General features: G+C 68.9%; 22 protein-coding genes and 1 pseudogene. 16 read left to right on the forward strand and 7 right to left on the reverse strand.

Features of this window, described 5'->3' with window-relative positions; all coding sequences use genetic code 11:
* The first annotated feature begins 5 nt into the window (after positions 1-5).
* The 3 genes from ABZU72_RS08705 to ABZU72_RS08715 are packed head-to-tail and all read left to right on the forward strand — an operon-like array spanning position 6 to position 3,753.
* Positions 6-1,784, forward strand: a complete 1,779-nt coding sequence (locus tag ABZU72_RS08705; protein WP_355018453.1) for a sulfatase — start codon at positions 6-8, stop codon at positions 1,782-1,784.
* Positions 1,781-2,587 carry an alpha/beta hydrolase gene (locus ABZU72_RS08710; RefSeq protein ID WP_355018454.1) on the forward strand — a complete coding sequence of 269 codons (807 nt, stop codon included), beginning with the start codon at positions 1,781-1,783 and terminating at the stop codon, positions 2,585-2,587. The genes ABZU72_RS08705 and ABZU72_RS08710 overlap by 4 nt, the downstream gene beginning before the upstream one ends.
* Positions 2,584-3,753 (forward strand): family 1 glycosylhydrolase, encoded by a 1,170-nt coding sequence (locus tag ABZU72_RS08715; protein ID WP_355018455.1) that lies wholly within the window; start codon positions 2,584-2,586, stop codon positions 3,751-3,753. Before ABZU72_RS08710 ends, ABZU72_RS08715 begins: the two co-directional genes overlap by 4 nt.
* Positions 3,754-3,788: 35 nt before the next feature.
* On the opposite strand, the gene ABZU72_RS08720 is transcribed toward ABZU72_RS08715, so the two are convergent.
* Positions 3,789-5,336 (reverse strand): sulfatase, encoded by a 1,548-nt coding sequence (locus tag ABZU72_RS08720; RefSeq protein WP_355018456.1) that lies wholly within the window; start codon positions 5,334-5,336, stop codon positions 3,789-3,791.
* A 128-nt stretch (positions 5,337-5,464) separates the two neighbouring features.
* Between ABZU72_RS08720 and ABZU72_RS08725 the strand changes: the two genes are divergently transcribed.
* From ABZU72_RS08725 to ABZU72_RS08740, 4 genes are read left to right on the forward strand one after another with little or no spacing between them, the layout of a single operon-like run.
* Positions 5,465-6,385: a formylglycine-generating enzyme family protein gene (locus ABZU72_RS08725; RefSeq protein WP_355018457.1), complete on the forward strand. Its 921-nt coding sequence runs from the start codon at positions 5,465-5,467 to the stop codon at positions 6,383-6,385.
* Between the two features lie 10 nt (positions 6,386-6,395).
* The gene (locus ABZU72_RS08730; protein WP_355018458.1) at positions 6,396-7,016 is read left to right on the forward strand and encodes a TetR/AcrR family transcriptional regulator; all 621 of its coding nucleotides are present in this window, start codon (positions 6,396-6,398) and stop codon (positions 7,014-7,016) included.
* 38 nt (positions 7,017-7,054) lie between these two features.
* The gene (locus ABZU72_RS08735; RefSeq protein WP_355018459.1) at positions 7,055-8,860 is read left to right on the forward strand and encodes a sulfatase; all 1,806 of its coding nucleotides are present in this window, start codon (positions 7,055-7,057) and stop codon (positions 8,858-8,860) included.
* A 53-nt stretch (positions 8,861-8,913) separates the two neighbouring features.
* Complete coding sequence (locus ABZU72_RS08740; RefSeq protein ID WP_355018460.1) at positions 8,914-11,409, forward strand: glycoside hydrolase family 3 C-terminal domain-containing protein; 2,496 nt, start codon at positions 8,914-8,916, stop codon at positions 11,407-11,409.
* A gap of 50 nt (positions 11,410-11,459) precedes the next feature.
* Here the strand turns inward: ABZU72_RS08740 and ABZU72_RS08745 are convergent, their stop codons facing one another.
* A complete protein-coding gene (locus ABZU72_RS08745; RefSeq protein ID WP_355018461.1) occupies positions 11,460-13,049 on the reverse strand; it encodes a PucR family transcriptional regulator ligand-binding domain-containing protein in 1,590 nt (529 codons plus the stop codon).
* 119 nt (positions 13,050-13,168) lie between these two features.
* Here ABZU72_RS08745 and ABZU72_RS08750 point away from each other — a divergent pair, with 119 nt between their 5' ends.
* From ABZU72_RS08750 to ABZU72_RS08770, 5 genes are all read left to right on the forward strand, one after another.
* On the forward strand, positions 13,169-14,689 hold the full coding sequence (locus ABZU72_RS08750) for a CoA-acylating methylmalonate-semialdehyde dehydrogenase (RefSeq protein ID WP_355018462.1): 1,521 nt from the start codon (positions 13,169-13,171) through the stop codon (positions 14,687-14,689).
* On the forward strand, positions 14,682-16,070 hold the full coding sequence (locus ABZU72_RS08755; RefSeq protein WP_355018463.1) for an aspartate aminotransferase family protein: 1,389 nt from the start codon (positions 14,682-14,684) through the stop codon (positions 16,068-16,070). Before ABZU72_RS08750 ends, ABZU72_RS08755 begins: the two co-directional genes overlap by 8 nt.
* A 73-nt stretch (positions 16,071-16,143) precedes the next feature.
* Positions 16,144-17,508: an NAD(P)-binding protein gene (locus ABZU72_RS08760; RefSeq protein ID WP_355018464.1), complete on the forward strand. Its 1,365-nt coding sequence runs from the start codon at positions 16,144-16,146 to the stop codon at positions 17,506-17,508.
* A gap of 43 nt (positions 17,509-17,551) precedes the next feature.
* Positions 17,552-18,184 carry a hypothetical protein gene (locus tag ABZU72_RS08765; RefSeq protein WP_355018465.1) on the forward strand — a complete coding sequence of 211 codons (633 nt, stop codon included), beginning with the start codon at positions 17,552-17,554 and terminating at the stop codon, positions 18,182-18,184.
* Positions 18,185-18,187: 3 nt separating this feature from the next.
* Positions 18,188-19,033: a hypothetical protein gene (locus ABZU72_RS08770; protein WP_355018466.1), complete on the forward strand. Its 846-nt coding sequence runs from the start codon at positions 18,188-18,190 to the stop codon at positions 19,031-19,033.
* Between the two features lie 18 nt (positions 19,034-19,051).
* On the opposite strand, the gene ABZU72_RS08775 is transcribed toward ABZU72_RS08770, so the two are convergent.
* Positions 19,052-19,891, reverse strand: coding sequence for a helix-turn-helix transcriptional regulator (locus ABZU72_RS08775; protein WP_355018467.1), 840 nt, complete (start codon positions 19,889-19,891; stop codon positions 19,052-19,054).
* A gap of 102 nt (positions 19,892-19,993) precedes the next feature.
* Here ABZU72_RS08775 and ABZU72_RS08780 point away from each other — a divergent pair, with 102 nt between their 5' ends.
* Positions 19,994-20,737: an SDR family oxidoreductase gene (locus ABZU72_RS08780; protein ID WP_355018468.1), complete on the forward strand. Its 744-nt coding sequence runs from the start codon at positions 19,994-19,996 to the stop codon at positions 20,735-20,737.
* Here the strand turns inward: ABZU72_RS08780 and ABZU72_RS08785 are convergent.
* Positions 20,722-21,543, reverse strand: a complete 822-nt coding sequence (locus tag ABZU72_RS08785) for an alpha/beta hydrolase (protein ID WP_355018469.1) — start codon at positions 21,541-21,543, stop codon at positions 20,722-20,724. The genes ABZU72_RS08780 and ABZU72_RS08785 overlap by 16 nt on opposite strands.
* Positions 21,501-22,793 carry an MFS transporter gene (locus tag ABZU72_RS08790; protein ID WP_355018470.1) on the reverse strand — a complete coding sequence of 431 codons (1,293 nt, stop codon included), beginning with the start codon at positions 22,791-22,793 and terminating at the stop codon, positions 21,501-21,503. Before ABZU72_RS08790 ends, ABZU72_RS08785 begins: the two co-directional genes overlap by 43 nt.
* 115 nt (positions 22,794-22,908) lie before the next feature.
* Between ABZU72_RS08790 and ABZU72_RS08795 the strand changes: the two genes are divergently transcribed.
* The 3 genes and pseudogenes from ABZU72_RS08795 to ABZU72_RS08805 form a co-directional block, all read left to right on the forward strand.
* Complete coding sequence (locus ABZU72_RS08795) at positions 22,909-23,820, forward strand: LysR family transcriptional regulator (RefSeq protein ID WP_355018471.1); 912 nt, start codon at positions 22,909-22,911, stop codon at positions 23,818-23,820.
* A gap of 155 nt (positions 23,821-23,975) precedes the next feature.
* Complete coding sequence (locus ABZU72_RS08800) at positions 23,976-24,566, forward strand: hypothetical protein (RefSeq protein WP_355018472.1); 591 nt, start codon at positions 23,976-23,978, stop codon at positions 24,564-24,566.
* A 10-nt stretch (positions 24,567-24,576) separates the two neighbouring features.
* Positions 24,577-24,696 (forward strand): annotated as a pseudogene (locus ABZU72_RS08805) (FAD-dependent monooxygenase); the annotation flags it as partial.
* A gap of 21 nt (positions 24,697-24,717) precedes the next feature.
* Here ABZU72_RS08805 and ABZU72_RS08810 read toward each other — a convergent pair.
* Both ABZU72_RS08810 and ABZU72_RS08815 read right to left on the reverse strand, forming a co-directional pair.
* Positions 24,718-25,047, reverse strand: a complete 330-nt coding sequence (locus tag ABZU72_RS08810) for a hypothetical protein (RefSeq protein ID WP_355018473.1) — start codon at positions 25,045-25,047, stop codon at positions 24,718-24,720.
* 245 nt (positions 25,048-25,292) lie between these two features.
* Complete coding sequence (locus ABZU72_RS08815) at positions 25,293-25,943, reverse strand: GNAT family N-acetyltransferase (RefSeq protein WP_355018474.1); 651 nt, start codon at positions 25,941-25,943, stop codon at positions 25,293-25,295.
* Positions 25,944-25,989: the final 46 nt, after the last annotated feature.

Raw genomic sequence — 25,989 nt, forward strand, 5'->3', positions numbered from 1 at the left:
CCGTCGTGCGCGCGATCATGGTCATGTTCGACACCTTGAACCGTCGATACCTCCCGCCATACGGCGCCGAGGGCATCCACGCACCGAACTTCGAGCGGTTGCAGCAGCGCTCGGTCACCTTCGACAACTGCTACGCCGGGAGCATGCCGTGCATGCCGGCGCGCCGTGAGCTGCACACGGGTCGGCACAACTTCCTGCACCGCAGCTGGGGGCCGCTCGAGCCGTTCGACGACTCGGTGCCCGAGATGCTCTCCCGCGCGGGCGTCTACACGCACCTGAGCACCGACCACTACCACTACTGGGAGGACGGCGGCGCGACCTATCACAACCGGTTCGACAGCTATGAGCTCTTCCGTGGCCAGGAGGGCGACAAGTGGAAGGGCCACGTGGCCGACCCCGAGGTCCTGGCGAATGCGTCGCGCGGCATGGGGGGCGCCCGTCAGGACACGATCAACCGTCAGTACATGGCCACCGAGGACCGGCACTGCCAGACCCTCACCTTCGATGCCGGCCTCGAGTTCCTGACGACCAACCAGGACGACGACAACTGGTTCCTCCAGATCGAGACCTTCGACCCGCACGAGCCGTTCTTCAGCTACGACGAGCACCGGGCGCACTACCTGCACGACTACGACGGCCCTGAGTACGACTGGCCGGCCTACGGCCGGGTCACTGACGACGAGCAGGCTGTCGAGCACATCCGCGCCGAGTACTCCGCGCTGCTGACCATGTGTGACAAGTCGCTGGGCCGGGTCATGGACGCGATGGACGAGCACAACCTGTGGGACGACACGATGCTCATCGTCTGCACCGACCACGGCTTCCTGCTCGGTGAACGCGGGTGGTGGGGCAAGTCGGTTCAGCCGTGGTACGACGAGACCATCCACACCCCGCTGTTCATCTGGGACCCTCGCGCCGGCTCCCGCGGCGAGCGTAGAGGCAGCCTGGTGCAGACCATCGACCTCGGTCCCACCCTGCTCGACTGGTTCGGCCTGGCGCCGACCCCCGACATGCAGGGTCAGCCCCTGGCGGGTGCGGTCGCGGCCGACGAGCCGGTGCGCGAGGCCGGGCTGTTCGGTGTCTTCGGCGGGCACATCAACGTGACCGACGGGCGCTACGTCTACATGCGAGCCAGCGCCGACTCCTCCAACGCCCCGCTGGAGGAGTACACGTTGATGCCGACCCACATGAAGAGCCGCTTCGACCCCAGCGAGCTCCGGGGCGCGGAGCTGGCCGCGCCGTTCGGCTTCACCAAGGGAGTCCCGGTGCTGAAGGTGCCAGGGGCGAGCTGGGGCAATCCCCATGCGTTCGGGACCATGCTCTTCGATCTGGAGAACGATCCCACCCAGCGGCGGCCGCTGGTCGATGACGAGCTCGAGCTGCGGATGGCCGAACTCATGGTCGACCTGCTGCGAGCCAGCGAAGCGCCCCCGAGTCAGTTCGAGAGGCTGGGACTCCCGGTGGCCGGAGCGGTCACCACCGAGCACCTGCTCGCCCGCCAGCAGCAGGAGCAGGTGGCGGCGTCCTCACGGCCGTTGCCTCCGCCCTCGGTGTTCGCCAGGGACGGACTGAGCGCGTTGAGCACCCTCGACGAGCTCCTCGACGACGAGCGCGGTCGTGCCGTCATCGTCGCGCTCATGCCGATCCTCGCCCACGACGACCTGCGGGCGCGGGTGGGCCGGATGACGCCGTACAACCTCGCTGCCACCACGCCGGCCGTGTCACCGGAGCTGTTGCACAAGCTGAACGCCGCCCTGGCCGAGTCTGACCAGGCACCGGTATGACCGAGTCCTCCACGGAGACGATCGAGCAGTACGTCGCGGCCGACGGTGTCACCCGGCTGGATTTGCACGTCTGCGCGCCGGTGCGTCGTCCGCGAGCGGCGGTCCTGCTGTTCCACGGCGGCGGCTGGATGAAGGGGGCGCCGTCGATGCTGCTGCCGCACGCCCGGCGCCTCGCCGACGCCGGGATTCTGGCGGCGAGCTCCGCCTATCGACTGGTCGGATCGGGTGCCCTGTCGCCGGCGGACTGCCTGGCCGATGCGGCCCGGGCGGACCGCACGTTCCGCAAGATCGCCGCCGACGCCGGCCTTGACCGGATCGCGATCGGCGGCGGGTCCGCGGGCGCCCAGCTCGCCCTCGCCCTGGCCATGCCCCCGAGCGGGGACCAGCCGTCGGCGTACGACGGCCTCGTGCTCCTGAACCCGGCGGTGGACATGTGCTGCGGACGAGGGCTCCTGGCCGCCTTGTCGCGGCGCCTCGTGGGTCTGACGCCCGAGGCCGCGCGGGATGCGTCGCCCCTACACCATGTCCGTCCCGGCGCTCCGCGCTCGCTCGTGCTGCACGGCACGCGTGACCGCATCGTTCCTCTCCGTCTGGTGCGGGAGTTCCAGCAGGCGATGACAGTGGCCGGCAATGACTGCGACCTGGTCGAGTTCGAGGGAGCCGGACACGGGTTCTTCCTGCCTCGCCCCGAGGGCAACCCCGCATTCGACCGCACCGCGGAGCTGATCCTGAAGTTCCTGCTCACACCCACCGCCGGCTCCGAAGGGGCCGGCCAGATCGATGACGGGAAGTACCCCGCATGACCTCATTCCTCTGGGGAGCCAGCACCTCGCCGCACCAGACCGAGGGCAACAACATCAACAGCGACTGGTGGGAGCTGGAGAACGCCGAGCAGTCGTTTCTTCCGGAACGTAGCGGCGATGCCCTCGACAGCTATCACCGCTATCGCGAGGAGATGACGCTGCTGGCGGAGGCAGGGTTGAACGCCTACCGGTTCGGCGTCGAATGGGCCCGGATCGAGCCGGAGCAGGGACGCTTCTCGGCCGCGGCTCTTGCGCACTACCGCCGGATGATCGACACCGCGCTCGAGCTCGGCCTCACGCCGGTGGTCACCCTGCACCACTTCAGCAACCCGCGCTGGTTCGCGGCTGGGGGCGGCTGGGGGCGATCGGACGCGGTCGCACTGTTCACCCGATACGTCGAACGGACGTCGTCGATCCTCGGAAACGTCGACTGGGTATGCACCATCAACGAGCCGAACATGGTGGCGGTGATGGACTCGGTTCGCCGGTTGCTCTCTGGTCCGGACGGGTTCGAAGCGCTCGCTGGAGGACTCCCCGCCCCGGATGAGAGGAGCGGGGCCACGATGGTTGAGGTGCACCGGGCGGCAGTCGACGCGCTGCGACGTCACACCGATGCCGCCGTCGGCTGGACGATCGCGCAGCAGGCGTTCCAGTCGGCGGGGCCGGAGCACGACGAGATGCTGCGGCAGACGGCCTGGGTGTGGGAGGACCTCTACCTCGAGGCTTCCCGCGGCGACGACTTCGTCGGCTCTCAGTCCTACACCAGCCAGCTGGTCGGCGCGGACGGTCCGATTCCGCATCCGCCCAGCCCGGACAACACCATCACGGGATGGGCCTGCCGCCCCGATGCGCTCGGCATGGCCGTTCGGCACGCATGGGAGGTGACCGGTGGTGTCCCCGTGCTGGTGACGGAGAACGGCATCGCGACCGACGACGACCAGCGACGGATCAACTACACGGAGGCTGCGCTGGGCCACCTCCGGGATGCCATGGCCGACGGCGTGGATGTCCGGGGCTACCTGCACTGGAGCGCCGTCGACAACTACGAGTGGGGCCAGTGGGGTCCGACCTTCGGCCTGATCTCGGTCGACCGCGAGACGTTCGTGCGTACGCCGAAACCGAGCCTTGCCTGGCTCGGCGACGTCGCCCGGCGCGGCCGGCCCTGACCTGCTGAAGCAGCGCCGGGGCCGGCCGCGGCCGGTCACTTCTGCTGCGCGAAGGCCTTGAACAGGGCCCGTTCCTCCGGACGGAGGGGCGGGCCCTCGGTCGTCCAGGATGCGCGCACCGCGCCGTTGCCGGGGTGGAGCCGGGCGTAGAGGTCGTCGGCCTGCTCGGACCGCCCCGTGGCACGAAGGTGCGCCATGTAGTCCTCGGGGTCGTTGTAGAGCGTCGGGCCGTGCTGCAGCGAGATCTGCATCGGGTCGGGCAGCGCGCCCGGCGTACCGGCGTGGAAGCTCCACCACTCGAAGAGCCGGGCTCGCATCCGATCCGCCAGGTCCGGCTCGGAGTCGATCAGGTTCCTGGTCAGGTGGGGGTCGGCGTTCATGTCGAACAACGACTCCAGTTCGGCCTTGAACGCGCCCGGGTGGTAGGTGCGGATGTAGAGATGGTCGCGGGTGCGGACGGCGCGCTGGTAGGTGTGCGCTCCGTGTCCCCAGACGAGATGGTCACGCGACTCGATCTCCTGTCCGCGCACGGCGTCGGCGAACGATTGGCCCTGCCACTTCTCCGGAATCGGCAGTCCGAGCAGCTCGCAGACCGTCGGCGCATAGTCGATGTTGTAGAGCAGGGCGTCGTGCTCGCGCCGCTCGGCCTTGTCGGTCACGCCTGGCCAGAACATCACCATGGGGAGGTGGTGGGTGGGCTCGTTCGCGAGACCGTGTTCGGCGTACGAGCCCTGCTCCCCGAACGACTCGCCGTGGTCGGCGCTGACCACGATGGCCACCTCGTCGGTGAGTCCCATCTCGGCCAATGCTGCCCGCAGGCGCCCGAACTGGCTGTCCCAGAACATGATCCCGCCGTCGTACCCATTGATCAGGTGCTCGAAGTCGGCGCGCGTCGCGATCTGGTCGGGCATGTTGTGGGGGACCGGGCTGGTGCGCGGCACCATCGAGTAGTGCAGGTCCTTCGCCGTCCGGGGTCCGTAGATGTCCTGGTGGGCGTCGATGGCCTCCTGGTCGGGCCAATCCGGCGCTGGCCCCGCCGCCGCAGATGCCTCGGTCCAGCGGACGTCTTGGAGGTAGTCGGTGTGCGGGTCCCAATAGGTCAGATGCAGGTACCAGTCCTCGCGGTCACGGTTCCGCTCGATCCAGTCGATCGCCACGTCCGTGACGGCGTCGGCCGGTTCGTCACCGATCTCGGGAGTCGAGCGGATGCTCTCGCGGAAGTTGCCGTGGAAGAAGTGTGCGCGGTGCCGCTCCGCGAAGCTGGAGACCGCCGCGGTGTAGTAACCGTGGAAGGCCAGCCACTGCCCGAGCAGTGGACGATCGAACTGCATCGCGTGTCCGGCGTCCATCCGGAACTGGGCGGCGGGTCCGCCGTGCCCGATCACCCCGTTGGTGATTCCGAACTGGCCGCTCATGAGTGCAGTGCGGGACGGCAGGCAGGGCGAGTCGGAGCAGTAGTAGTGGTCGAACCGCACCGAGTCGACCGCCATCGCGTCCAGGTTCGGCGTGGTGCGACGCTGGTAGCCGTAGGGCCCCGTGTGGTCCGGACGCAGGGTGTCCACGTCGACGTAGATGATCTTCACGTTGCCTCCGGGCTGATTGTGAACTGACTTATTGTTCGGTAGGTTAGTTGCCGCGTCGTGATTCCGAAAGGCCGTAGATGAGTGAGAGTTGTTGTGGCCCCGACCGGATGTCAGTGGCGGAGGAACTCGTGACCTCCGCTCCTTGGCTTCCTGATGCGGGGATGGCCGAGGCCGGGGCGGGACGGCACGTGATCGAGCAGGTCACCGTCCCTGGCGGGGTACATCACATCGGGGACATGCACGGTGATGGCAAGGCCGGCGATGGCGAGACGCCTGTGCACGCGGTCGAGATCGAGGACTTCGACATCGACGGCACGGCGGTGACCAACGAGGCCTGGTCGTCGTTCGTGGAGGCAACCGGTCATGTCACCGAGGCAGAGCGGTTCGGATACTCGGCGGTGTTCCACCTGGCGCTGGCGGCCGATCCGGGTGACGTCATCAGCAGAGCGGCCAGGACGCCGTGGTGGCTGGGTGTTCGAGGCGCCGACTGGCGCCATCCCGGGGGGCGCCACAGTTCCCTCGAGGGCCTCTCTGACCATCCGGTCGTCCACGTGAGCTGGAACGATGCGGTGGCGTACTGCGAATGGGCTGGTCGCCGACTCCCCACCGAGGCTGAGTGGGAGGTCGCCTCGCGTGGTGGCCTGCCTGGTGCGCGCTACCCCTGGGGCGATGAACTTCCTGCACGTGAGGGGGAGTGGGCCTGCAACATCTGGCAGGGCTCGTTCCCCGACATCAACACGAGGGATGACGGATGGCTCGCCACAGCCCCGGTGCGTAGCTATCGGCCGAACGGGTACGGGGTGTGGCAGACGGTCGGCAACGTCTGGGAGTGGTGTGCCGACTGGTTCGACCCCGGCTACTACGCCCGGTCGCCGCGGCTCCGTCCGCGCGGTCCTGCATCGGGCAGTGCCAAGGTGCTGCGCGGCGGCTCGTACCTGTGCCACGACTCCTACTGCAACCGCTACCGAAATGCGGCACGCTCCGCGAACACCCCCGACTCGTCCGTTGGCAACGCGGGTTTCCGGACCGCGTCGCTGCCGGTCGCCTAGGCTGGGTGGCATGGCCAGTACGGAATCTGCCGAGCGTTCGGGAAAGCTCTCGCGGGCACGGATCATCGACACCGCCTTCGAGCACTTCGGCGCATACGGCTACCGGGGAACTTCCCTGGCGAAGATCGCTGCCGAGGTGGGCATCTCTCAGCCGGGGCTCCTGCATCACTTCCCCAACAAGTCCGCGCTGTTCATGTCCGTCCTCGTCGAGAGGGACACGCGCGACCTCGAGGCCGTCGGCATGCAGGTGGAGAAGATCGCCGAGCTGGACGCGGATCAGCTGTTCGACTTCTTCGAGGGGCTCGTTCGGCATAACGCCGAGAACCGCAACATGGTGCAGTTGGCGCATCTCACCGCTGCTGAGGCGACCAGGGCTGATCATCCGGCCCACGAGTGGGTGGTGCTGCGTACGAGCTACTTCCGTGACCTCTGCTCCGCCGCGCTGCAGAAAGGGATTGATGCGGGACAGGTGCGTGAAGACGTGGATCCCCGCGCGATCGCCACGATGCTGATCGCCGCATCGGAGGGCCTGGAGAACCAGTGGCTGGTGGATCCGTCGGTCGATCTGGCCGGATCCTTCGCCGACTTCACCGCGATGCTGCGCCGCGACATCGCGCCATCAGGGCACTGACACTGGCCTACTGACTGCTCGGTCGGCTAGGGTGCAGTGTGCGACCAAACCTGCTGTGGCTCGTCAGTGAGGACTGCCCGCCGCGTTTCGGCTGCTATGGCGACACTCTCGCCCGCACGCCGAACCTGGATGCTCTCGCTGCCGAGTCGGTGCTCTTCGAGCGCGCCTACTCGCCCGCGCCGGTGTGCGCACCCTCGCGGTTCGCCCTCCTGACGGGCGTCCCTCCCGAGGCGCACGCGCCGGCCAACCACATGCGAGCGCGGGCGACCCTGCCGGTGTGGATGACGACCTACCCGCAGGTCCTGCGCTCACTGGGCTACTACTGCACCAACAACTCCAAGACCGATTACAACGCCGACGTCGATGCGGACGAGCTGTGGGACGAGTGCTCCGACCGGGCGCACTGGCGCAACCGCGCCGAGGGACAGCCCTTCCTGGCGGTGTTCAACATCGACGGGACCCATGAGTCCGCCGTCTTCCGGGCGGGCCGCCCGGTGCTCGACGCATCCGCGGTGCGTGTCCCGGCGTACCTGCCGGACACCCCGGAGATCAGGGATGACATCGCGCGCTACTACGAGGACGTGGGGCGGATGGACGCTGTCGTCGGCGAGCTACTTGCGCAGCTCGCCGACGACGGGCTGGCCGACTCGACGGTCGTGGTGCACACCTCCGACCACGGTGGGGTGAATCCGCGATCCAAGCGGCACTGCTACGAGGAGGGGCTCCGGGTGCCCTTGCTCGTGCACGCCCCTGGACGGTTCGCGGAGCGGTTCCCGCCGCCGGGCACCAGGGTGCGAGCGGCGGTCACCACGACCAGCATCCCGGCTACCCTCATCGATCTGGCCGATGGAACTGTGCCCGAGCACATGTCCGAGCCGAGCCTGGCCAACCCTGTATCGCCGGTGGGGTCGTTGTCGTTCGGCGCCCGCAATCGAATGGATGAGCGCTATGACTTCGTGAGGACGGTGACGGACGGTCGGCACCGATATGTGCGCAACTTCATGCCCCACCGTCCCGGTGGTCAGTACAACGCCTTCGCCTGGGCCGCCGCGGGCTACCGCTCCTGGGAGTCCGAGCATCTGGCGGGGCGACTCACTCCCGAACAAGACCGGTTCTGGATGCCGCGCCCATCTGTCGAGCTCTACGACCTCGAGGCCGATCCGGACCAGGTGGTCAATCGTGCCGGGGACCCGTCGCTCGCGGAGGTCGAGGGCAGGCTGGCGACCGCCCTGCGCGAGCACATGCTCACCATCAATGACAACGGATTCCTTCCTGAGGGAGCGCCTGCGGAGGGGTGGGACGCGAGCCGGGCCCCGGGCGCCTACGACCTGGCCGCCGTCCTGGAGCTATCGGACATCGCCCTGGCACAGGATCCGGGCAATGCGCCAGTGCTGAGCCGTCGCCTGGGCGATCCCGACCCCCTCCTGCGGCGCTGGGCGGCGATGGGGATGTTGATGCTTGCTGACTCCTCCGGGGACGTCCCGCTTGCCGGTGCCGTGGCGGCCAGGCTCGCTGCCGAAGCCGACGCGACCGTACAGGTCGTGCTCGCCGAGGCTCTGGCCCGCCTGGACCTCGATGACATCGTCGGCATCGACGCGTTGGTGCGGCTGGCTGGTCGCGATCACCCGTTCGGCGTACGGCTGGAAGCGCTCAACGCTTTGGCATGCCTCGACCCGCGACGGCTGCGAAACCGGGTGGGGTCGTTACCGGTGGATGGGGAGGACGACGACTACCTCTCCCAGGCGATCGAGTACCTCCAACTGCGGGTCGCCGGCCGGTACGAGCCTTCGGTGGCGGTGGGGCCCTGGGCGGCCTTCTTCGCAGAGAGTCGAGCGAAAGGCTAGCCTACCGAGTACTCGGTTGGTAGGTTGGCAACTCCGTCGACCCGAGGAGAGCCATGTCGTCCTTGAATCCGTCCATCCCTTCCGATGAGCTCGAAGCGAAGCTTTGCGAGCGTCTCGGCAAGCTGGACCTCGCGGCCAAGGTGCGCCTGCTCTCAGGCGCGGACTTCTGGTCGCTGCCTGCCGACGACTCCATCGGTCTGCGCTCGATCGTCTTCTCCGACGGACCCGCGGGGGTCCGCGGCGAGGTCGGTGACGAGAGAAATCCGTCGTTGAATCTCCCGTCGGGGAGCGCGTTGGGTGCGACCTGGGACGTCGATGTCGCGCGTCGCTACGGTGACGTGCTCGGTCGGGAGGCGCTGCGCAAGAACGCGGATGTGGTGCTCGGTCCCACGATCAACCTGCATCGCTCGCCCTACGGGGGCCGCCACTTCGAGGCGATGGCCGAGGACCCGCTGCTGACCGCTCGTCTCGCGGCCGCCTATGTCGAGGGCATCCAGGCACACGGTGTTGCCGCGTGCCCGAAGCACTATGTGGCCAACGACTATGAGATCGAGCGACACACCGCGAGCTCGGAGGTCGGGGAGCGCGCTCTGCGCGAGCTCTACCTCGCCGCATTCGAGGACGCGATCGTGGAGGCGAGGGCGTGGGTGGTGATGTCCGCCTACAACGGGGTCAACGGCGTGACCATGAGCGAGAACGACCTGTTGCGCGACCCGCTCAAGACCGAGTGGGGGTTCGATGGCGTGGTGCTCTCGGACTGGATCGCCGTGAAGACCACGGACGCCTCGGCCAACTCCGCTCAAGACGTGGTGATGCCTGACCTGCTCAGCCCGTGGGGCGACGCGCTCGTTGAGGCGGTCCGCGAGGGTCGGGTCGCGGAATCGACGATCGACGAGAAGGTGCTGCGCGTCCTCCGCCTGGCCGCTCGCGTGGGTGCGCTCGACGGCGTGGAGCCCGCGTCCAGGGCAGCCGGCGAAGCCCCCGAGCCGCTGAGCATTGTGACCGAGCTGGGCGCCGAGAGCATGGTCCTGCTGCGCAATGCCGACGAGCTGCCCTGGAGTCTCGCCCCGGCGTCGATCGCCGTGATCGGCCCGAATGCCATGTGCGCGCGAAGTCAGGGTGGTGGCAGTGCGACGGTCGTTCCGGACCGGGTGATCTCGCCCCTCGAGGGCCTGCGCCAACACTTTCCTGATGCCAGCATCTCCTTCGACATGGGCGTTCCTGCCCCGACGGAGATCTTCCCGCTCGATCGAGACCTGCTCAGCGACCCCGTCGCCGAGACGCCAGGAGTCCATGTCGTCTTCTCCGCGGCTGATGGCACCGTCCTGCTCGAGGAGGTCCGGCTCAGCGCCGAGCTGGCGTGGATGGGCACTATGCCCGAGGGCGCGACCACCCTGACGATGCAGACCAGATACACGCCTGCGATCACGCAGCGTTGTGATGTGGGTGTCGCCGTGGCCGGCCATGTCTCGTTGTCGATCGATGGCGAGACCGTCATCGACAGATTCAGCACCGCCGAGAGCGCGGGCTCCCGTGACGGTGGCTTGGAAACCTCCGACATCACCGCCAACATCTTCGCGCCACCGGTCACCGCGGTGCCGGTCGACCTGGTGGAGGGCACTCCGATCGACCTGGTCGCTGTCTGTGACCTGACGACCGCGCCGCTCCCGATGGTCCACGCGATCATGATCGGCATGGCGCCGCGGTCAGGGCCTGACGAGCTGATGCTCGCCGAAGCGGTCGCTGCGGCGGCCGCGGCAGAGGTCGCCGTGGTGGTGGTCGGCACGAGTTCGCGCACCGAAAGTGAGGGGATCGACCGCACCTCGCTAGCGCTGCCCGGAGGTCAGGACGCACTCGTGGAGGCGGTGCTCGCGGCGAACCCGCGCACGGTTGTCGTGGTGAACGCTGGCAGTCCGGTGCTGATGCCATGGCACGACCGTGCCAGCGCTGTGCTCGTCACCTGGTTCGGTGGCCAGCGGACAGGAACCGCTCTTGCAGAGGTGCTGGCAGGCGACCGCGAGCCGGGCGGGCGACTGCCCACCACATGGCCTGGCGACGATCAGGCCGTGCCGGTCGGGCCGGATCGCCCCGTTGACGGCAAGGTCCACTACGCCGAAGGAATCGACATCGGGCACCGCGCGTGGTTGAAACAAGGCGCGACGCCGGCCTACTGCTTCGGCCACGGTCTCGGCTACACGACCTGGAACATGTCCGATCTGGCGGTGCCGGCGAAGGTGGCCGGCGGGGAGCCCTTCTCCTTGAGCCTCACAGTCAGGAACACCGGGGACCGACCGGGGAAGCATGTGGTTCAGGTGTACGCCGCGCGTGGATCCAGCGAGGTTTCCCGCCCGGTGCGCTGGCTCGCGGGGTGGAGCGTCGTGCGCGCCGATCCTGGTGAGGCTGTCAGGGTGGAGGTCGATGTGCCCGCGCGTAGCCTTGCGGCCTGGGTCGACGGGAAGTGGTGGTACGAGACGGGCGCCTTCGACCTGCTGGTCGGTGCGAGCGTCGACGAGCTCCCGCTCCAGGCCACTGTCGTGGTCGGCTCCTAGCTGATCCGCACCCGAGGGCGGTGGTCTCCACTCATGGTCCCGGTTGTTGATCAGGCGGGGAGATCCCGGTGCAACAGGGCTACATGGAGTGAGACCCGGATGTCGGGATCGTCAAGGTCGGCGCCGACCACGCGAGCGGCCTTGGCGAGGCGGTCATAGAAGGCGGGCCGCGAGAGATGCAGGCTGGCTGCGGCCTCCGACTTGCTGACCGGGTTGTTCACCAGCGCTCGGACCACGGCGAGCAGATCAGTTCCGTGCAGTTCGTCATACGCCTCGAGCGCATGGAGTTCGCGGTCGGCGTATAGCGCGACACGATCGTCCCCGGCAAGCAGCGTGAGCAGACCCCGAAGGTGCGCGTCCTCCAGGCGATACGCCCGGGTCGAGGTCATTGCGAGCTGGTCCGGCTTGAGTGCGTCCATGACCTGTTGGGCCTCACGCAGGGTGTGATCGATGAGGCTGCTGTCCTCCACCGGGCGGGCCGCGGTGATCGTCGCGGGGATCTTGGTGACTATGGTCGCGGCGAGCTGGTCTGCGACGAGGTCTGCGTCCGCCGTCCGAGAGAGCGACAGCAGCACGCGCACATCCTGGTCGATGATTCCGACGAGTCCGGGAACCTGGCGGGCGCTGAGGGCGTGGGTGATCGCAGCAACGACCTCATCCACGCGGGTCATGCCTGCTGTGTCGGACGGGCGCGGTTGCGCGCGTACGCTCGCGGCGACGAACTGACGTTTGTGGACCGGCAGCCCGGCCAGCTCGCAGCGACGCACCAGGTCGGGGTCGTTCGGGTCGTTGAGCAGAGCCACCAGCAGTTCGTGGTGAGTACGTCGAACCACGCTGTCGCGCTGACGGTCGTGGAGCCGGTGCATCGCCAACGCCGCGGCGGCACGCTCAGCGGTAGCGACCAATCCAGGGGAGGGACGCTGGTCGGACTGGACGATGAGTCGGCCCCAGCCGCGGTCGCGGCGCCCCACCCGCGTGACGAGCCACCGGTTCGTGGCGTCCCATGCGGACCTGCCCTCAAGCGAGATGCGCCGGGAACGGGTGCTCCAGTCGCGCAGGAACGCATCGATGTCATCGGGGCCGGGGCGATAGTCAAGCACTCGGAACTGATCGTCCTCCAACACCACGGCGGCCCCGCACAGGCGCTGGGCGGCTTGAAGGATCTCGGCTGGACCTGCCTCGGAGATGCTCAGCTCAGTGAACGTGTCGTGGACTCGCTGGGCTTCGCGCAGGTCTGCCAGCTGCTCGTCGACGATGCGCTCACCCACGGCCTGGGCCACGGCGGCAAATCGGACTTCGTGACCGAGCGTGATCAGCGGGAGGCCGAGATCATCGCATCGATCGATGAGAGCTGGAGGGAGTTCGAACCAACGGCGGCCCAGCTCGATGAAGAGCCCTGCGGCATCGCTGTGCGCGAGGGAGTCGGCGTACGCCACGAGCTCAGTGGCGTCCTCGGGCAGAGCGATACCCGTGCTCAGCAGCAGGTCGCCGCCGCGCAACAAGGCGCCGATCTCGGCCAGCTCGGCGGAGTGCACCCAGCGGACCTCGCGGTCGAGCCCAGTTCGACCCGCCATCACTTCTGGTGCGGCCGTTCGAACGACGGGCATCTCGAGTACCCGGGAAACCGTCACCAGGGCCATGACCACCTCCTCCTTCCCGACAGATCGTTGGGTATCCGGCGCAGATCCTACGGAATGTCTCCCGAGAAGGGCCACGCCCAGCACCAGGATCGTGGCATCAGGACCGAACAGGAGACCCCATGACCAAGCAGATCCCACACTGGGTCGACGGCGCCGAGTTCGTCGGCACCTCGGAGCAGTGGGCCGATGTCACCAACCCCGCCAGCGGCGATGTCAGTGGACGAGTCGCCCTGGCCAGCGAACGCGATGCCCGCTACGTCATCGACTCCGCCACGGCGGCCGGCAAGGCTTGGGCGAAGACCTCGCTGGCCCGGCGTACACAGGTGATCTTCGCCTTCCGTGAGCTCCTCAACGCTCGCAAGGAGGAGCTGGCGGAGATCATCACCGCCGAGCACGGGAAGGTGCACTCCGATGCGCTGGGGGAGATCTCCCGCGGTCAGGAGGTTGTGGAGTTCGCCTGCGGGATCTCTCATCTGCTCAAGGGCGGCCACTCCGAGTCGGCCTCCACCGGCGTCGACGTGCACTCCAAGCGCGACCCCCTCGGTGTGGTGGCGGTGATCAGTCCGTTCAACTTCCCGGCCATGGTGCCGATGTGGTTCTTCCCGATCGCGCTGGCTGCCGGCAACGCGGTGGTGCTCAAGCCCAGCGAGAAGGATCCGTCAGCGGCGATCTGGATGGCCAGGCTCTGGAAGGAGGCCGGGCTTCCCGACGGCGTCTTCAACGTCCTGCAGGGCGACAAGGTCGCGGTGGACGCCCTGCTCCGCAGCGACGACATCGACGCGGTGAGCTTCGTCGGCTCCACGCCGATCGCCCAGTACGTCTACGAAGAGGCGAGCAAGACAGGAAAACGGGTCCAGGCCCTGGGCGGTGCCAAGAACCACATGGTCGTCCTGCCCGACGCCGACCTCGACCTCGCCGCGGACGCAGCGGTCAACGCAGGCTTCGGCAGCGCCGGCGAGCGCTGCATGGCGATCAGTGTTCTGGTTGCCGTCGAACCGATCGCGGACGACCTGGTGGCCCGGATCGCCGAGCGGACCCGCACGCTGCGTATCGGCGATGGCGCCAAGAAGACCGACGGCGCCGCCGAGGCTGACATGGGACCGCTGGTCACCAAGGCACACCGCGACCGGGTTGCCTCCTTCATCGACTCCGGGGAACAAGCCGGAGCCAAGGTCATCATCGACGGCCGCGACGTCGAGGCGCACGGAGCTGCCGATGGCTTCTGGCTCGGCCCGACGCTGTTCGACCATGTCACCCCGGACATGGAGATCTACCGCGAGGAGATCTTCGGACCGGTCCTCTCCGTCGTGCGGGCCGGTTCCTACGATGAGGCCGTCGAGCTGATCAACGCCAACGAGTACGGCAACGGCACCGCGATCTTCACCAACGACGGCGGCGCCGCCCGCCGCTTCGAGGCCGACGTCCAGGTCGGCATGATCGGGATCAACGTCCCGATCCCGGTGCCGGTGGCGTACTACTCCTTCGGCGGCTGGAAGCGCTCGCTGTTCGGCGACACCCACGCCCATGGTGTCGAGGGCGTCCACTTCTTCACCCGAGGGAAGGTCGTCACCTCCCGTTGGATCAATCCGGCCGCCCGGCCCGTCGGCGGCCTCGAGCTGGGGTTCCCGCAGAATGACTGAGACCATCTCCGCGCCTGCGAACGCGCGCACGAGCATGCGAGCTCTGACCGAAGACGCCGGCCGAGCGTACGAGCTCGACAGGCAGCATGTCTTCCACTCCTGGTCGGCCCAGGAGCAGATCAAGCCGACCGTGATCACCCGCGGAGAGGGCTCCTACGTCTGGGACGGGGAGGGTCGCAAGCTGCTCGACTTCACCTCGCAGCTGGTCTTCACCAACCTCGGTCACCAGCACCCGCGGATCGTCGAGGCGATCCAGGAGCAGGCCGCTGCCCTTTGCACCGTCGCGCCGCAGTATGCCAACGGCACCCGGTCGGAGGCGGCCCGGCTGATCGCCTCGCACACGCCTGGCGACCTGGACAGGGTCTTCTTCACCAACGGGGGAGCGGACGCCAATGAGCACGCCATCCGGATGGCGCGGCTGCACACCGGAAAGCACAAAGTGCTCTCCACCTACCGCTCCTACCACGGCGGCACCCAGCTGGCGATCAACGTCACCGGCGACCCCCGCCGCTGGCCGAACGACAACGGCTCGACCGGCAACGTGCACTTCTTCGGGCCCTACCTCTACCGCAGTCCGTTCCACTCCACCACGGAGGAAGAGGAGTGCCAGCGCGCCCTGGAACACCTCGAGCAGGTGATCGCCCTCGAGGGGGCCTCGACCATCGCGGCGATCATCCTCGAGTCGATCCCGGGCACCGCCGGCATCATGGTCCCGCCGCCCGGCTACCTGAGAGGGGTACGCGAGCTGTGTGATGCCCACGGCATCGTGCTCATCGCCGACGAGGTGATGTCCGGGTTCGGGCGCAGCGGAAAGTGGTTCGCCGTCGAGCACGCCGGCGTCGTGCCCGACCTTCTGACCTTCGCGAAGGGCGTGAACTCCGGGTACGTCCCGCTCGGAGGCGTCGCCATCAGCGAGGCGATCTACCAGTCGTTCGCGCAGCGGCCCTATCCCGGTGGCCTGACCTACTCGGGTCATCCCCTCGCGTGCGCCGCTGCGGTGGCGACGATCGAGGTGATGGAGGACGAGGGGATCGTCGATCATGCCGCCGCACTGGGCGAGGAGGTCTTCGGGCCCGAGCTGCGTGCCCTGGCTGAGAGCCACGAGTGGATCGGCGAGGTACGAGGTGTGGGTGCCTTCTGGGCCATCGAGCTCGTGTCCGACCGAGCCACCAGGGAGCCGCTCGCGCCCTATGGCGGCTCCAGTCGCGAGATGGGCGCGATCGTCTTGGCCGCGAACGCGAAGGGCGTCCTGCCGTTCGTGAACTTCAACCGCATCCACACAGTGCCCCCGATCAACACCGCGGCTGAGGACGTACGCCGAGGAATCCGGTTGATCGGTGAGGCTCTGGGGGAGGCGCGGGCTTCGGACAGCTCGAGCTGAGCTGTACCCCGTCTGCGGCATAGTCCCAACTGGCTATTGACCGGGCGGCTCCTCGCCGTGCTTTGGTGGAGGCATGAGCCGCACGGTCGAGGTCGACTATCTGGTGGTGGGTGCCGGCGCCATGGGGATGGCGTTCACAGACGCTCTGATCGAGCACGCCGACGTGCGGGTGGCGCTGGTCGACCGGCGCCACGGTGTCGGCGGGCACTGGCTGGAGGCGTACCCCTTCGTCCGCCTCCATCAGTCCTCCGCCTTCTACGGTGTCCCCTCGACGCTGCTCGGCGACGGGCAGCTGCAGCAGCATGGGCCTGAGAAGGGCCTTCAGGAGCGGGCGACCCAGGCTGAGATCTGCGCCTACTACGCGCGGATCCTCGAGCGGATGGTGGAGTCGGGCAAGGTCGAGTTCTTCCCGAACAGCGAGTACGCCGGCGACGGCACCGTCGTCTCGCGCATCTCGGGGGAGCGTCTCGAGATGCCCGGGGCGCGGATCGTCGACGCCCGCTACCTGGCCCCGAGCATCCCCGCCGAGAAGCCGCCGCCGTTCGGCGTCGGCGAGGGTGCCCGGGTGCTGCCGGTCAACGAGCTCGCGCGACTCGAGGAGACACCGAGCCAGTACGTCACCGTCGGATCCGGCAAGACCGCGACCGACGCGTGCATCTGGCTGCTGTCGCGTGGCGTCGACCCCGACGCGATCTGCTGGGTGCGGCCGCGCGACCCGTGGATGCTCAACCGGGCCCTCATCCAGCCCGATCCCGCGATCTTCCTCGGCATGGCCGCCGACACGATGCAGATCGCCGAGAGGTCGACGTCGCTCGAGGACCTGTTCCTGCGGCTCGAGGACGCGGGCATCATGATGCGCATCGACCGCACGGTCATGCCGACGATGGCCAAGGCGCCGACGCTGGCGACGTGGGAGCTCGAGCAGCTGCGTACGCTCGAGAACGTCGTACGCCGCGGCCACATCCGACACGTCGACCGCGGCAGCCTCACCTTCGCCGACGGATCGCTCGCCATCGCCGACGACGCCCTGGTCGTGCACTGCGCGGCGGACGGCCTGAAGTATCCGCCCCTGCTACCGGTCTGGCGCCCCGAGGCGATCACGCTGCAGCCGATCCGGGCCGGCTTCCCCTGCTTCGGCGCCGCCGTCACGGGCTACGTCGAGGCCACCCGCGATGCCGACGCCGAGAAGAACCGGCTCTGCCCGCCGAGTCCGTTCCCTGACACGATGGCGACCTGGGCGATGATGAATGTCCTGGGCACCCAGGCGGCCATGTCGTTCTCGTCCGAGCCGGACATCAAGGCGTGGTCGGACGGGGTCGCGCTCAACCCGACTCGGGTCCCGCCCGGGTATCCCGCATCGGCTGCCCTCGACGACGCACGCGAACGGCTGGCGAAGCACACGAAACCCGGACTCGCTCAGCTGGCTCAGCTGACCTGAGCGTACGTCCCGGCACCGTCTTTGTTCTCAGGAGGTGTTGTTCATGCTGGTGAACCGTTCGCTCGTTGCTGTCATCACGTGCGCACTCCTGCTCCTCGCCGCGTGCGGATCGTCCGACGGAGAATCAGAGGTGGACGTCACGGATGCGAGCTCTGCGGAGACCGGGCAGGGAGATCCTGATCCCGACGATCCGACGGATCCCGACGAGCCGGCGGTGGCCGTGCCGACGTTGCCGATCGGTGGCGGGTCGTACCCACTCGACGGCAGCCCCGGCGTGGTCTGCGCCGACGTCAGCTGGCTCTGGCCGAGCGGCAACGACCCGTCGGTGCCCGAGGGCGTCTCGGTCGTCGTCACCGGCTACGAGGTCGAGCCGGAGGTCTTCGAGCCGGCCGACGCGGCGTGCGACGGTGCGTCCTGCCTGGACGGATTCGTCTTCACCGCCGACTCGACCAGCTGCCAGGTGGCGATGCTCTCGCTGGTTCCCTGGACCGACGAGCAGGAGGGCGAGGACGCCGTGCTGCGGCTCAGCGGCGAGATGACCTGCCCGTCCGAGCCCTGCGAGCTCGAGGACGTCGAGGGTGGCGACACCGAGGCGTTCCTCAACGCGCCAGAGGTCGACACGGAGTCCGAGTCGTCCGAGTCGTCCGAGTCGACGGACCCGGCCGAATCTGGCTGAGCCATGTCCGATACGCCGCCGACGGGGATCGATCGCTGGGTGAGCCTGGCGACGAGTTTCGTCGCGCCGGTGACCGTGATCAGCGGCGTCCTGTTCTACTTCGGGTACGTCGCCGCCCGCGCCCAGTACGACTACTTCGGCCTCGACGTCGACGTGATCGGGCTCAGCACCCGCGCGTACGTCATGCGCAGCCCGCAGCCGCTGCTGACCCCGATGCTGGTTCTGGTGCTGGGCGGTGTCGCGGTGGTGGCGCTCCACCATTGGGTTCGGCGACAGTCCACGGAGCCTTGGTTCGGCCGGCTCGTCACGATCGTCCTCGGCGTCGGGTTGGCCCTCCTGGCGGCCGGAACGTTGCTGCTGGCGGGCTTCTCCTTCGTCGGCGGCTGGGCCTACTACGCCCTGGCGACGCCGGTCCTGCTCGGCGGTGGCGCGGCACTCGTGGCGTACGCCCTGCGGCTGCGCGGCGGCCACCTCGAACCGCGGATCGTGCTGCTCTGGGTGGGCGTCGCCGCCTGCGTGATCTGGGCGACGGCCACGACCGCTCAATGGACCGGCCGTGGCTTGGCGATGGAGCAGGCCCGCAACCTGCGCAGCCTGCCCAGCGTCGTTCTCGACACCCGCGAGCGGCTGCACGTCCCGGCCACCGCGGGAGTCGAGGAGGTCGTACGACCTGATGCCGGTGAGGACGACTACCGCTTCCGCTACTGGAAGCTGAGGCTGCTGATCCAGGGAGACGACCGGATGTTCCTCGTGCCCGACACCTGGAGCGCCGGTGGCACCACCATCCTCGTCCGGCTCGACGACGACGTGCGGGTCCAGTTCCAGTTCCGGAACTCCCCACCGAGCTAGCTCGGGCTTGATCGGGTGTCAGGTGGTCTTCTGTTCCTCAGCTCTGGTTGCATCCAGCGTGCCCAGCAGCCGCAGCGCCTCGGCGCTGGGTGAGCCGGGAACGGCGTGGTACACGACGAGCTGTTGCCCGGGGCCGGAACGGACGTCGAAGGCCTCCATCCGGAGCGTCACCTCGCCGACGTCAGGGTGGTGGAACCGCTTGGACTCATGGCGCTTGCCGCGCGCATCGTGCCGGGCCCATAGGCGCGCGAAGTCTGAGCTCTGCTCGCTGACGGTGCGTAGGACCTGACGGATGCGTGGGTCGTGCGGGGCGTCGCTGTGGAGGAGGCGGAAGCCCGCCACCGTGTTCGCTGCAGCCTGCTCCCAGTCGGGGTAGAAGGTCCGCGCCGTGGGGTCCAGGAACACCTTGACGAGCAGGTTGGCGCCGTGACGGAACCCGTCGAAGAGGGCGTACGCCAGGCGGTTCCCGGCGAGCACGTCGTAGGCGCGGCCCAGCACGAGGGCAGGGGTGTCCGGCCACAGCTCCAGCAGCTGGAGCAGCTGGGGATCGACGCGCTCGGGGAGGATCGCACGGGACGATGCCGGTGCCAGGCCGGCGATGCGGTAGAGATGCAACCGGGCCTCGTCGTCGAGTCGGAAGACGTCACTGAGTGCATCGAGCACCTGGGCCGACGGGTGACGTTCGCGGCCCTGTTCGAGGCGTACGTAGTAGTCGACGCTCATTCCTGCCAGCATCGCGACCTCCTCACGACGCAGACCCGGGACCCGGCGTACTCCGTGGCTCGGCATCTTCACGTCGTCGGGGCTCACCAGGGCGCGCCGGCTGCGCAGATAGTCACCAAGGGGAGTCGAGGCCATGACTCCGATGCTAAGGCGAACGGGGCGTCGATGGGTGGGTGCGCTACTCCCAGGTACAGCGCGGCCTTCATGGCGGCTATTGAAGGCGGCAGCGTATGAGGCATGACAGAAACCAAGACGTCCAAGACAGTTCTGGTCACCGGTGCCAGCAGTGGAATCGGTGAGGCAACCGCTCGGCGCCTGGCTGCCGAGGGCCACCACGTGATCCTGACCGCTCGGCGTACGGAGCGCCTCGAGACGGTCGCCGCCGAGCTCCGCGACAGCGGACACAGCGCGGAGGCCCACGGTCTCGACGTCAGCGACCGGGCTGCAGTCGCCGCTCTGGTCGACTCCGTCGTGGCGCGCCACGGACGCCTCGACGTCGTGGTCGGCAACGCCGGGGTGATGCTGCTGTCGCGGCTCGACGCGCTGCTGGTCGACGAGTGGGACCGCATGCTCGACGTCAACGTCAGGGGCCTTCTGCACGGCATCGCTGCCGTCCTCCCGCACTTCAAGGCGCAGGGCGGCGGCCACGTGGTGACGATCGCGTCCATCGGTGCCCACGAGGTCGTTCCCACCTCGGCGGTCTATTCGGCCACGAAGTACGCGGCCTGGGCACTCACTGAGGGCCTACGACTCGAGTCCGATCCGAGCATCCGTGTCACCACGATCTCGCCCGGAGTCGTGGAGACCGAACTGGCGGAGCACATCACGGATCCGGTCGCATCGGCCGCGATGGAGGCGTACCGGGCCGCCAGCATCCCCGCAGACGCCGTTGCCGGTGCCGTCAGCTATGCGATCGCCCAGCCGGCCGGCGTCGATGTCAACGAGATCGTCATCCGACCGGCCGCTCAGCGGAGCGCGTGAGGGTAGGCGAGTGCGTCCTTCAACCGCGCGGCAAAGGCCTCCGGATGGTCCACGAAACCGGTGTGGTCGCCGGGGAACCGCATGGCGGTGAGGCCGAGCCGCGCGGCGAGCGCCTCGGTCGTACGCTCGCACAGCTGACCAGCCGACTCCTCGCCGATGCCGAGGACGATCCGAGGGCCGCGGCGCAGCGCTTCCTCGTCCGGCTCCCACCGCACGGAGGCCGGCAGCTCTTGGGCGTACCAGAACGCCTCCTCCGCGAGGGCGCTCGGGCTGCGCTCGCCGCCGAACATGGCCTCGAGCATGCCGTCCGGCACGACGATGTTCGCCTGTTCGAAGAACATGCCCCACGCGCCGACCACGTCGCCGTCGGCGTACCGGCGCCTCATCGCGTCCGTCATCGCACGCTGCTCCTCCCGATCGTCGAGGAGCTCCAGCAGCGGGGGCTCATGTGCCACGATCGTCGTGGCGAGCTCGGGATGGCGCTGGGCGAAGGCGAGGGCCGTCACGGCACCGCCGCTGGACCCGAGGATCGCGACGGGGCCGAGGCCCGTGCGGCGTACGAGTTCGGCGAGATCGTCCGCGCGCTGCTCGGGGGTGGAGCCGATGGCCCGATCGGCCAGGACGCTGCCGCCGTGGCCGCGCGGGTCGTGGGTGAGGACGGTGTGGTCGGCGGCGAGCGCCTCGGCGAGCGGGGCGAACTCCTCGGCGGTCATCGGCGATCCGACGAGTGCGATGACGGGCCCGGATCCGCGTAGCTCGTAGCTCAGGCGTGTTTCGGGCAGGTCGATCTGGGCGGGTGCGTACATGGGGTTCTCCTCGGTGTAGGGGTCGGTGTCGGTGATGTCAGTGGTCGGATCGGCGCCAGGCGCAGGAGCCGGGAGACAAGGGGCGGCGCGGCAGCCGCGAGCAGGACCGTGAGCGCCGCAGGCAGCGCCATCGCGCCGGCCAGCCCCACCCCGGCGGCGAGTCCGCCGATGAGAACCGGCCCCACGAACCCGCCGAGATATCCGATCGTGGTGACGACCGAGAGCCGCCGCGGATCGAGCCGGGTGGCGCCCAGGCTGCCGATCACGATCGGCCAGACGAGAGCCGTACCCGCGCCGGCGAGCGCCCATCCTCCCGTGGCGACCACGACCTGCGCACGCTCCGCGACGACGGGGGAGAGGAGGACGAGTACGAACCCGAGCAGGGTCACGCCCGCGGCCGCCGCCACCAGGACCGGTGCGACGACGGCGCCGCGCAGACGGTCTCCGGCGAAGCGGACGACGGTCATCGCAGCGAAGAAGACGGCGTACATCGTCGCTCCGGCGGCCGGTTCCTCACCGAGGACGCGAGTGGTGTGGATCCCCGCCCAGTCGGTTGCGGCACCTTCCACCACGAAGGCCGCGGCGGCCACGGCACCGGCGCCGACGAGTACGGGACTCACCGAGCGAGTCGGCCCCTGAGAATCCGCCGCGTCCGGATCCGCGGTAGTCCCCGGGTCGGCGCCGGTGCAGCCGATCGGAAGCCGCAGCGCCAGCAGAGTGAGCAGGGCGCCGGCGCCCAGCGCGGCGGCCGGCAGGAGCAGGACGCTGTCGCCGCCGGCGCGCAGCGCCGCTGCCAGTGCCGACGACCCCAGGACGGCGCCGAGCGTCCAGAATCCGTGCATCCGGGCGATCACGGGTCGTCCCGCTGCGCGCTCGGCGGCCGTCGCCTGCGAGGTGAGCCCTACGTTGATGGCGCCGCAGCAGAGGCCGAAGACGGCGGCGAGCGCGATCATCGGCTCGGCTGCGGGCATCGCCCCGATCGTGGCGAGGAGGAGCGCTGCCGTGGGGAGGGCGACGCGCAGCACGGCGGCGTCGCTCCAGCGATGGGCGAGCTGACCCGCCAGCGGCATCGCGATCGCCGCGCCCAGTGCCAGGGTGAGGAGCAGGAGTCCGAGTCGCGTGGGGCCGAGATCGACTCGGGCGTCGAGGACAGGAAGCCCCGCGCCCCAGACCGCGACGAGCATGCCCACTCCACCGTGCAGCGCGGTGATCACGCGCGGGCTCTCCGGTGCGGGGCTCGATGAGGACATGCCTTCAGGTTGCTCGCGGCTTCGGACGTACGTCCAACACCGGCGAAGCGCGGATCGACGCACTTCTGTTGTCGATCCGCTGTCGCCCGGTTCGCCGACCGGACAGAATGGGCCCGTGGCGGCCGACCTCGAGATCAGGCTCCTGCGCCGTTTCGTGGCGGTCGCGGAGGAGCTGCACTTCGGGCGCGCGGCCGACCGGCTCTTCATCGCCCAGCAGGCGCTGAGCCGAGACGTACGCCGGCTCGAGAGCGCCGCGGGCGTCCGCCTCCTCGACCGCTCCTCGCGCCGCGTCGCACTCACGCCGGAGGGCCGGCGTCTCGTGGACCGGGCGCGCGAGCTCATCGCGCTGCACGACCGTGCCGTACGCGACCTGCGCGCCGATACCGGCAGCCTCGTCATCGACGCCGTCGCGCCGGGGACGACGCCTGCTCGTGTGCTCGACGCGGCTCGACGTAATGCCCCTGACATCGAGTTCATCGTCCGCTTCGGCGGCGGATCCGCGGACACGGTGGTCGGGGCGGACGTCGGCTTCGGCACCACCCCACAGGGTGTCGCCGCCCCGCGTGGGCAGGCGGTCCGTCATGAGCGGATCATCGTGCTGCTCCCGGACGACCACGAGCTCACCGCGCTCGACGCCATACCGCTCGAGGCCCTCCGGGCGGCCCAGGTGTGCACGCGTTCCGGCGACCACGTGACTCCCGCGTGGGCACGCGCGATGGGTCAGCTCCTCGCGCCGTTCGGCGTGGACCCGACGGACGGGCATCCCCATGTCCTCGGCGGTGCCGAGCTCGCCGCGCACCTACGGCTGCACGGCGCGCCCGGGCTGGCCCTGGAGAGCCAGGCGCCGATCGAGGGCATCGTCATGCGTCCGCTCGTCGAGCCCGTCGCACTGTTCCCCTGGACGATGCGCTGGCGCGCGGACCTCGATCACCCCGGTCTCGACGTGCTGAGACGCAGCGCACGCGCGTTGTCCGAGGCGCATGGCTGGATCACGGTGCCCGACGGCGCCTTGCTCCTGAGTGCCTGATCGGCCGCAGCTGGCCGGTCCCGTCGAGTGGGTCGCGGATGGCCTGAGGGCGTCTGTCACCGAGTGAGAGGACGAAGGCCCCTCGTCGGCCACGACCTCCTCGGGTTGCCTTGGAAGCACGAAGTCGTCACCCGTTCTGACGAGAGGATCCGCCGATGAGCACGGACAAGCCGAAGTCGACCCTCGGCGGCTCCCGAGCAGGACCGCTGCCAGCCGCGACGGCGTGGCGCGCGGTGGCACGCTGTGTCGTCGATTCGGCGCGAATGCTGGCCACCGGGGTCGTGCACTGGCCGCGCGGCAACGTGGGGCGCCGACTCCTGTTCGCCGACGGCACCACCGGCGAGGTGTACCGAGAGACAGTGGTCGCGGTGCCACCTGTCGAGCCGTGCCTTCTGGTCGTCTGCTTCCGGCTCCGCCGGGTCCGCGGTCGCGGACACCTGCTGTTCCGGTGGGAGAGCTGGCTGAACACCCCGCTGTTCGTTGGGTTCCCCGGATTCGTCTCCAAGCTCTGGCTCGCCGCTGACGAGCATGGCCGCTACCGCGGTGTCTACGAGTGGGACGGCGCAGACCTTGCCGAGCACTACGCCCGGTCGCTGTGGAGGGTGCTCGCGCTGGTGAGCGAGCCCGGATCGATCGACTTCAAGGTCGTGCCCGGGCTGCACCGCGACGAGGTGCTCGCGGATCCCGGCCTGCTCGACGCCGATCCCTCGGTCCCCGACTGGTGGTGCCCGGCCGGCACGTCGTGAGCTCCCGGTGGTGCTCGTCGTAGGGGCCGGCCCCACCGGTCTCACGCTTGCGCTGCAGGCCCACGAGCACGGCGCGAAGGTCCGCGTGGTCGAACGCCGGAGCGAGGCGTTCGCGTCACCGTCCACCGGACCGACAGGTCGCTGCGAGCCGTCAGCGGCCCCTGCATGCCTCGCCGGGAGACGGGACGAACTCCTTGAGTCCGGCTCGGGCGAACATGCCGTAGCTCTGCGTCCCGTGGTAGCGGTCGGTGCCACCTGGGCTCTGGTTGCCTCGTACGGCCAGTCCGTCGTCGTCGAAGCCCTCCGGGTTGCCCTCGATGGAGTCTGCGGTGTCCTGGCCTGAGAACACGCACTCCGACGATGCGCGGTCCGGCGCGGGGATCTCGCCGCCGTTGCCGTTCACCTCTCCGGCGCTCGCGGCCCCGGCTCCCGCCAGCATGAGCTCCGCCGCGATGGCACAGCTTCCGATCCAAATCCTCATGGTCTCTGTTCCTTCCGTCTTCGATGGCCCTGACCTGCCCTGCCGTGCCACCGAGCTTGTGGTTGGCGGTCCGCTCAACCAGACGAATGGCCGGAAGGCCGAGATGTCGTTTAGGGCTAGCACTTTCATCATCTGTCCGGCCTCGACGCGTTGCTATACGCCAATCTGGGGGCTTTCCACACGAGGTCAGCGCGTCAGCCGTCGAACACTCGACCACTCGCGGTGCTGAGCGGATCTACGGGCGGTCACACAGACGGCGGCGGAGACCAGACCATGGTCTGCTGATGAACTGACTGCCCCTGGTACCTGACCCCTGGAACCAGCGGTGTCGAACCATGAGCGACGAATCCGCACTTCTCGAAGAACCGCGTTGCCCGGGTGTTCTCGACCAGCGTCTGCAGGTAGCAGCCCGGGCTCTGTGCGTTCGCGAGCCAGTCCTGCCAAGCGCGCATCAGATCCATGGCGACGCCGGTGCCACGCGCCTCTGGGGCGAGGTTGATGTGCAGGTGGGCGGGCCAGCGTGGATCCGCGACTTCGCCGGAGGCAGACTCGCGACCTCGCAGCTTCGCCGTGGCCATATCGATGAGGCTACGGGCGAAGAACGGCATCGACCGCGGCCTCAGCATCACCTTGTGACGGGTGATCGCTTGGGTCAACAGCTCGTCCTCACCAGGGAGAAGCGCACTGTCGGGACAGCCGGTGAGATAGCCGACGAGGGCGCCATCGACCTCGGCGAGGAAGAGGGTGTCGGGGCAGTGCTCGGTGTAGGGGTCGAGGTAGACCATCTGCTCGGAGGGTAGGTGCCTCCACAGCTCACCGCTGGGGGAGTCGGCGCCCGCTCGGGCAAAGAGGTCGACGAGCGCGTCGTGGTCAGCGGGCGTGTAGGTCCTGATCATGCGGCTCCTATCTGCGAGCGTGCGGACCGGACGTCCGGTCCGCACG

This window comes from Nocardioides sp. NPDC004968 (genome assembly GCF_040608935.1).
Classification (GTDB): Bacteria; Actinomycetota; Actinomycetes; order Propionibacteriales; family Nocardioidaceae; genus Nocardioides.

Coding starts and splice junctions, on each gene's coding strand:
- ABZU72_RS08710 (WP_355018454.1), top strand. CDS start 1,781: ATGACCGAGTCCTCCACGGAGACGATCGAGCAGTACGTCGCGGCCGAC.
- ABZU72_RS08715 (WP_355018455.1), top strand. CDS start 2,584: ATGACCTCATTCCTCTGGGGAGCCAGCACCTCGCCGCACCAGACCGAG.
- ABZU72_RS08730 (WP_355018458.1), top strand. CDS start 6,396: ATGGCCAGTACGGAATCTGCCGAGCGTTCGGGAAAGCTCTCGCGGGCA.
- ABZU72_RS08740 (WP_355018460.1), top strand. CDS start 8,914: ATGTCGTCCTTGAATCCGTCCATCCCTTCCGATGAGCTCGAAGCGAAG.
- ABZU72_RS08745 (WP_355018461.1), bottom strand. CDS start 13,049: ATGGCCCTGGTGACGGTTTCCCGGGTACTCGAGATGCCCGTCGTTCGA.
- ABZU72_RS08750 (WP_355018462.1), top strand. CDS start 13,169: ATGACCAAGCAGATCCCACACTGGGTCGACGGCGCCGAGTTCGTCGGC.
- ABZU72_RS08755 (WP_355018463.1), top strand. CDS start 14,682: ATGACTGAGACCATCTCCGCGCCTGCGAACGCGCGCACGAGCATGCGA.
- ABZU72_RS08760 (WP_355018464.1), top strand. CDS start 16,144: ATGAGCCGCACGGTCGAGGTCGACTATCTGGTGGTGGGTGCCGGCGCC.
- ABZU72_RS08765 (WP_355018465.1), top strand. CDS start 17,552: ATGCTGGTGAACCGTTCGCTCGTTGCTGTCATCACGTGCGCACTCCTG.
- ABZU72_RS08770 (WP_355018466.1), top strand. CDS start 18,188: ATGTCCGATACGCCGCCGACGGGGATCGATCGCTGGGTGAGCCTGGCG.
- ABZU72_RS08775 (WP_355018467.1), bottom strand. CDS start 19,891: ATGGCCTCGACTCCCCTTGGTGACTATCTGCGCAGCCGGCGCGCCCTG.
- ABZU72_RS08780 (WP_355018468.1), top strand. CDS start 19,994: ATGACAGAAACCAAGACGTCCAAGACAGTTCTGGTCACCGGTGCCAGC.
- ABZU72_RS08785 (WP_355018469.1), bottom strand. CDS start 21,543: ATGTACGCACCCGCCCAGATCGACCTGCCCGAAACACGCCTGAGCTAC.
- ABZU72_RS08790 (WP_355018470.1), bottom strand. CDS start 22,793: ATGTCCTCATCGAGCCCCGCACCGGAGAGCCCGCGCGTGATCACCGCG.
- ABZU72_RS08800 (WP_355018472.1), top strand. CDS start 23,976: ATGAGCACGGACAAGCCGAAGTCGACCCTCGGCGGCTCCCGAGCAGGA.
- ABZU72_RS08810 (WP_355018473.1), bottom strand. CDS start 25,047: ATGAGGATTTGGATCGGAAGCTGTGCCATCGCGGCGGAGCTCATGCTG.
- ABZU72_RS08815 (WP_355018474.1), bottom strand. CDS start 25,943: ATGATCAGGACCTACACGCCCGCTGACCACGACGCGCTCGTCGACCTC.